6 protein-coding genes and 2 pseudogenes are annotated in these 6621 nt (G+C 40.7%); all 8 read left to right on the forward strand.

The genetic code is table 11. The features are described 5' to 3' along the window. Positions 1-350: 350 nt before the first annotated feature. Positions 351-959, forward strand: a complete 609-nt coding sequence (locus tag F6K37_RS29135) for a hypothetical protein (protein WP_287253951.1) — start codon at positions 351-353, stop codon at positions 957-959. A 298-nt stretch (positions 960-1257) separates the two neighbouring features. Then, positions 1258-2142 carry an SDR family oxidoreductase gene (locus F6K37_RS29140; protein WP_287253953.1) on the forward strand — a complete coding sequence of 295 codons (885 nt, stop codon included), beginning with the start codon at positions 1258-1260 and terminating at the stop codon, positions 2140-2142. A gap of 76 nt (positions 2143-2218) precedes the next feature. Continuing rightward, positions 2219-3808: an acyl-CoA dehydrogenase family protein gene (locus F6K37_RS29145; RefSeq protein WP_287253954.1), complete on the forward strand. Its 1590-nt coding sequence runs from the start codon at positions 2219-2221 to the stop codon at positions 3806-3808. Then, the gene (locus F6K37_RS29150; RefSeq protein ID WP_287253956.1) at positions 3802-4632 is read left to right on the forward strand and encodes a bile acid:sodium symporter family protein; all 831 of its coding nucleotides are present in this window, start codon (positions 3802-3804) and stop codon (positions 4630-4632) included. The genes F6K37_RS29145 and F6K37_RS29150 overlap by 7 nt, the downstream gene beginning before the upstream one ends. Positions 4633-4650: 18 nt before the next feature. Beyond that, positions 4651-5505, forward strand: coding sequence for an alpha/beta fold hydrolase (locus F6K37_RS29155; protein ID WP_287253958.1), 855 nt, complete (start codon positions 4651-4653; stop codon positions 5503-5505). Between the two features lie 112 nt (positions 5506-5617). Beyond that, a pseudogene (locus tag F6K37_RS29160) lies at positions 5618-5803 on the forward strand (IS5/IS1182 family transposase); the annotation flags it as partial. A gap of 424 nt (positions 5804-6227) precedes the next feature. Next, the gene (locus tag F6K37_RS45705) at positions 6228-6392 is read left to right on the forward strand and encodes a hypothetical protein (protein ID WP_499881631.1); all 165 of its coding nucleotides are present in this window, start codon (positions 6228-6230) and stop codon (positions 6390-6392) included. A 5-nt stretch (positions 6393-6397) separates the two neighbouring features. After that, positions 6398-6621 (forward strand): annotated as a pseudogene (locus F6K37_RS29165) (efflux RND transporter periplasmic adaptor subunit); the annotation flags it as partial.

Here is a 6621-nt window from a genome sequence, read left to right on the forward strand (position 1 = left end):
CGAGGATGACTAGGTACCATTCCGGCATGGTTGGCAGTGCGGGAAACAGCCCTGGTGCAGGCTGATAGACAGATTGGAACAGGGCACTACCCCAAGTCCCGTGATATATCCGACTTAAGCGCCAGCCTATACCAAAGACAAATTGGATATAGTCCAACAAGCATGGGGGAAATGGCTTGATCGCTGGGGCTATCAACCACCATGTACCATAAGTGACTAGATTACGGTTCGACTAACCTTTTTCTATCCATAGATAGAGGTTAATTTAAAAATAATCATATTTTTCTATATAATAGGTGTTATCTAGGAAGTTTAGTTTTCTTATCTATTCTTAAGGTTTTTTAATTAGAATGAAAAAATTGTCATTAGCAATACTTGGAACTACATCTATCTTTTTCGGAACTTCTAGTCTTGCTGTTGCAGCAAGTTTCACCGAAACAGAATTTAGCTTGACATTCAATACACCTCCATCTGTTTTTGATGATGAACCTATAGAAGTTTGTGGTTTTGTAGGGATTTGTAATCCAAATGTTGCAAGCATAGTACCAGATGTAAACCCTGGTATACCTACTCCTCCACAACCATATATCAATGACACAGGTTTTCCCATCACAGGTATATTTGCTAAACTACCAGAAAATGCACCAGCAGGACCAAGTATATTTTTCGAAGGAATTTCTGATATATTTAGCGAGATTAATATATCAGAAAATAAACAGGAGCTTTCGTTTACAGAGGGAACGATTTCTGTTAACGAAATATTTTTCGCTGATTTTCAAACTGAACCAGAGGCTAATTCGGAACTTTTTATCACTCTTACTTCTATTCCCGAACCTTCTTCTATTCCCGAACCTTCTTCATTAGTAGGAATCCTAGTTTTTGCTTCTTTAAGTACTGGTTTGTGGTTTGGCAAAAGACAAAATTATGTCAAGCATTTTAGCTTCAATATTGAAAGCTAGATGATTATATATTAGTTGGTTGATAGTAAAGTAGTACCACGCCAATTTTTAACGGAATACAATGTTGAAATTGGTTTGGTACTGAGGGAATATTTAGGCCAAATCTGGCGAATTTGTTTGATAGACTGTAACAGTTTTTGCTAGGAACTAGTGGTTTATTTAAAGATGCTTAAATGAGTATTTTTAAGTTAAATTTAATTAGTGAGTATCAAGTTTTTAGAAATATAAATTTTTCTAAATTTATTAGTTTTAGGATAACTATTGTTTTTGTGTAACTAAGGTAGAGAGGCAAAATTTTTTGAAAGGTTCAGTTGTTATTACCGGTGCATCAAGTGGAATCGGTGAAGCCTGTGCTATTTATTTGGATAAGTTAGGTTATCAGGTTTTTGCTGGAGTTCGTAGAGAAGCTGACGGTGAAGCACTAAAGCGCAAGACTCAAGAAAGAGTGATCCCAATTATGTTGGATGTTACTGATGAATCATCAATCAAAACATCTGTAAAAACAGTTCAGCTTTCTTTGGAATCTCACGGACTAACTGCTTTAGTGAATAATGCAGGAATTGTTACTGCAGGTCCACTGGAATTTCTTCCGATAAGCGAGCTAAGAAAACAGCTTGAAGTCAACGTGCTTGGACAAATTGCAGTGACGCAGGCATTTCTACCGTTGTTGAGAAAGTCTAAAGGGCGCGTAATTAACATTGGATCCGACTACGGTAAAGTTTCTGCACCTTTGCTAGGTCCTTATTGCGCCTCTAAATTTGCTTTAGAAGCGCTAACAGATGCCCTACGGATGGAATTACAACCTTGGAAAATTGCTGTTTCTCTTCTTGAAGTAGGCACCGTAAAAACACCAATTTGGAAAAAATCTATCGAGCAAACCGATCAAATTTGGGAGTGTTTTCCAGACCAAGCTAAAAAACTCTATTTTCCTACACTAGAATCTGTGAAAATAACAGCTAGCCAACTAGAGCAAAAAGGTTTGGCTACCGAAATAGTTGCAAAAGCTGTTTCGGTAGCACTGATTGAGAAAAGGCCAAAAACTCGATATGTTGTCGGATTAGATGCCAAGATCAATATTTTGTTATCAAAACTATTGCCAGATTGGGTCTTAGATCGACTCATTACTTGGTATTTAGGGTTAACTACAAACCTGATCAACTTAGAAGGTAAAACTACTTTATAAAGTAAGTATGAAAATACTAATAAAAACAAATACATGAAGATTTGTAAATAGTTTTGGAATAAGAACCAATTAACAGATGTTATCTCAAGATAAACAAAGCAAAGCACGTGCTGATGATTTACTCAAGTGGCTTCGTAGCTACGCAAATGAGCGCATCAATTCTCGGCTAATCGATGAACGCCGTTGCATCCCACCATATATCGTGCTCGATCTAGGAAATCATGGACTCTTGGGGATGCAGGTTCCACCAAACTACGGTGGTATTGGTCTGAGTAATCAAGATACTTTGCGTATTATACAGCAATTAGGGGCTATCGATCCGACTTTGGCCTCGTTTGTTGGCGTTCATAATGTCCTTGGGATTCGTCCCTTGATGAACTATGCTTGTGATCAACTCAGATATGAACTTCTTCCCCTCATTGCTACAGGTCGAGAATTAGCTGCTTTTGCCCTCACAGAACCAGGAGCAGGGTCAAACCCTCAAGCTATTTCAGCAAAAGCCACACCCGATAGTCAAGGAGGTTGGCGATTGCAAGGTACAAAAATCTGGATTGGCTCCGCAGCATGGGCAAGCGTAATCAATGTTTTTGTCCAGACCTTTGATGCTGAAGGGCAATACCTAGGAGTTAGTGGTTTTGTAGTTCGTCAAGGAACCACTGGTGTACGACAAGGTCCCGAAGCACTGACTATGGGGTTGCGTGGTATGGTTCAAAATGCTGTTTATCTAGATAGGGTTTCTGTAGATTCAGAGCATTTGTTAGGTGAAATGGGCTTAGGCATGAAAGCTGCCCAAGATGCGATGATGCACGGGCGATTATGCATTACAGCAGCTAGTCTTGGGGGAATGAAACGTTGCGCTCAATTAATGCTTCGTTATGCAAAACGCCGAAATATATCAACAGGTCAATTGCTAAAAAATCCAGTAACACTGGCTAAATTGACCGATATTACAGAAGGTATTATGGCTGTTGAAAGCTTAGTAACTCGAATTGCTAAGCTACTGGATGACGGATCTGCTATTCCTGTAGAGGCTTATGCTGCCTGCAAAATAGTTGGTCCAGAGTTCTTCTGGCAAGCGGCTGATAGTCTGGTTCAGATGCTAGGAGGTCGGGGTTATATCGAAACAAATATTGCACCTCAACTTCTGCGCGATTCTAGGATTCTTCGCATTTATGAAGGACCTACTGAAACCTTGAATATGTTTATTGGCTCTAAAATCAGCAATAAAAGCGAAGAATTATACCAATTTATTTGCCAGGGTCTGGAAGCACCTCAAATTGCTGATATCTTAAAAGTAGCGGTGGAACAAATTAACGATCGCTACACTAGTTCTAAAATTCCTTTTTCCGAGAGGAGTGTCGCTAGTCGCTGGCTCTATGCTTGTACTGGCGAAGTAGTTACTCTAGCAATCTTACTAGCTGCAGTTGAAGGTGCTTTTAAACGTTCTGGTTCGGAGCGTCTATATCGTACTGTTACTTGGGCAAAACTTAATTTTGAACAGAAACTTGAAAGAGTTTTATCTGGGACACCGGCAGAACTGGTAATGTCTAACTCTGAGACTATTACTGAGCTAATATCGGATTATTCCAACGCAATTGGCGAAATTGAACAAACTCTACCTGGAGAAGATCACGAATTAGATGAGATGCTGTATTGCTCGTGCTAGTTACATTTCTGTTGCAATTATTCATTACAACCCTAATGCTGTCGGTTAGCTTTAAACTTACGGTAGAGGGTATCCTGCGTACATTTCGCAAATCAGATTTGATAGTACGTTCGTTGTTAATCAACTTCCTGATTGTACCGATTGTGGCTTTGCTACTCACACAGGGGCTTGCTTTACCAAAAACTACAGCAGTAACTCTCTTGCTTGCATCAGCAGCCCCAGGAGCACCCTTTGCACCAAAATTAGCTGTTATTGCTGGTGGCGATCTGGCTTCTGCTATTGGCCTGACATTTACTTTATCGATATTAGCAGTGGGCATCACACCCTTGATGGTGCGCTTAACTTACGCTGGGGTTGAAGATACACTCATCAACACTCTGCCCATTATTTGGAGCCTGGTATTCTTTCAGTTACTTCCTTTACTTACTGGTTTTGCTATTCGCCACAAGAGTGTGCGACTTGCCAAGCGCTTACTTTCTCCAGTCAAGAGGCTCTCAGATATTCTGTTTGTAGCACTCCTGGTTCTGGTTCTGTGCCAAAATTTCGACATACTCTTTAGTATTGGATGGCTGTCCTTTACCGCTATGGTACTATTTACCGTCGTGACTTTGGTCAGTGGTTGGGGACTAGGTGGTTCTGAAACTCGCACTCGGAAATCAGTGACCTTGACGACTGCCTCGCGGAACTTAGGAATTGTACTATTGATTGCAGTAGAGAATTTTCCAAAAATGGGTATAGAGGGTGCTGTCATTGCTTTCGGTATTGTTGAGCTAGGAATTACACTCCTGGTAGCGGTCTACCTTCGCTGGTTTTATTCAACCTAAGTTCGGATTAACGGGAATATGGAAGAAATTTATATCAAAATCAACGGTTGTAAATACTATGTCCAAGATTCGCGTAAGGGAAACCATAGCGTAATCCTGCTACATGGATGGCCGGATGACAGTTCTTTATGGAAATTTCAGATTCCGGCTCTGATACAATCTGGATACCGTGTTATCTGTCTTGATTGGCTTGGTCATGGGCAGAGTGAAAAGACTGAAGACTTAAATAAATATACCCTCACCTCCCTATCTGCTGATGTGATCGGATTGATGGACGCACTGAATCTGGAAAAAGCCCATTGCATTGCTCACGATTACGGTGCAGTAGTAGGTTGGGAATTAGCCACAAGGTATCCAGAACGGCTCGTGTCATATGTTGCCTTATCAGTAGGGCATCCTCTGGCATTAGTAAAAAACTTTTCCCTAGAGTCAATCCTAAAAAGCTGGTATCTCATTTTCAACCCCTTACCTGTGGCAATCCCTATATATCGTGCAATGAATGGATTGATTTTCAGGTGGGTACTGCGTGGTCACCCCGACAAAGAAAATGTAGTTGAAAAATTTTTACTTGAAAAAAAACCTTTTTATATTCAAGTCTGGGAAAAAGCTAATCCGATACTTCCATTTATTTTATCTTCACTTCGCCAACAACAATCACAGCTAACTTTAATAAAAATTCCGACTCTTGGTATTTGGAGTTCTGGAGACAATTTTATGGCTGAGGAACAGATGAGGAAATCGAGTGCTCTAGTGCAGTCGGATTGGAAATATATAAAAATATCTAAATGCAATCATTGGCTTCAATTGGAAAAGCCGCAAGAAATTAATAAGCATTTACTTGAGTGGCTTAACCAACAGGTGGAAAAGTGTTAGGGGAGCATGTCACTTATGCAGAACATTTGTACTAAATCTCTAGCCCCCTCATGGGTTTAAGCTTCCTCTGATGGTACATAGTTCATTTGTTCTGCAACTTTGACCTGCTCCCCAAGAGAGTGGTTACCACCGTCGCTCATTGTCGGAAACGGGGATGTTTCGCTTCAAAGTTATCTTTGGTAATTGTTGTTCTCGTCGCACCTTCGACAACCAAGGGGTAGAACTTTTACTTGCCTGTGCTGCCCTCAACCGTATGACTCACTTGGGGAAGCCAGATAGCTATGCCCACAATTCCTAAAACTTTTCCCTTTTAGGGGAGCATTTTGACCCTTAATCATTCATGCAACAAAGCCAAGCTTTTGTCCCGTCAACGCTCAATCATTGAAACCATTAAACCATTAATGACCCAGGGTAAACGCATCTAATTTGGTATAAATGGTAACAGACAAAAATATCATTAACTCCATTTTTTGGGTAAATTCCCATAAATCCCATCCTAAATCAGTTTTTTTGTTCAAAGTCAGCGGAAAATTCGTTGACTTTGAACAAAAATCAAAGTCGGATTTGCGTACGCAACCAGAATGTAGAGTACTCTCAAATCGACCTTGGATAACACGGCCAATAATTGAGAATAAATTGGGCTTATTGATAATAACCAGGGTGATTCTATATTTTTTATACTATTGTTTACTTTTTAACTGTAAGTTTTGATACAAATTTAGATGCGTTTACCCTGGGTTGATCAGGCCATCACTACATGTTTATCACTACCGTCACCCTTTGAGGGACAGAAAACTTATCCAGCAAGAGTTTCCTCAATTCTGCCGGAACTGGACTCTAGCACCCGTACCTTAACCGTTGTCCTCACCCTGGACCCTCGGCAGTAAGGGAAGTGTCCCCTGGACAGGTAGCGAGGTGGAAATTAGCTGAAACTATTCCTACTGCTGGTTACTGGCTGCCCACCACCGCTCTAGTGCAAGGAGTACGTGGTTTGTGGTCTTGCTACGTCTTGGGGGAATTGGCTGAATCGGATCTTTCTGGTGCAACTCACGTCTTCAGTGTCAAACGGCGGGATGTGGAAATTTTGCAGACACAGAGTAACCGCATTCTGGTTCG

The organism is Moorena sp. SIO4E2 (assembly GCF_010671945.1).
Taxonomy (GTDB): Bacteria; Cyanobacteriota; Cyanobacteriia; order Cyanobacteriales; family Coleofasciculaceae; genus Moorena; species Moorena producens.

Excerpts from the sequence above, each read along its gene's own strand:
- F6K37_RS29135 (WP_287253951.1), top strand. The coding sequence starts at position 351 with ATGAAAAAATTGTCATTAGCAATACTTGGAACTACATCTATCTTTTTC.
- F6K37_RS29145 (WP_287253954.1), top strand. The coding sequence starts at position 2,219 with ATGTTATCTCAAGATAAACAAAGCAAAGCACGTGCTGATGATTTACTC.
- F6K37_RS29155 (WP_287253958.1), top strand. The coding sequence starts at position 4,651 with ATGGAAGAAATTTATATCAAAATCAACGGTTGTAAATACTATGTCCAA.
- F6K37_RS45705 (WP_499881631.1), top strand. The coding sequence starts at position 6,228 with ATGCGTTTACCCTGGGTTGATCAGGCCATCACTACATGTTTATCACTA.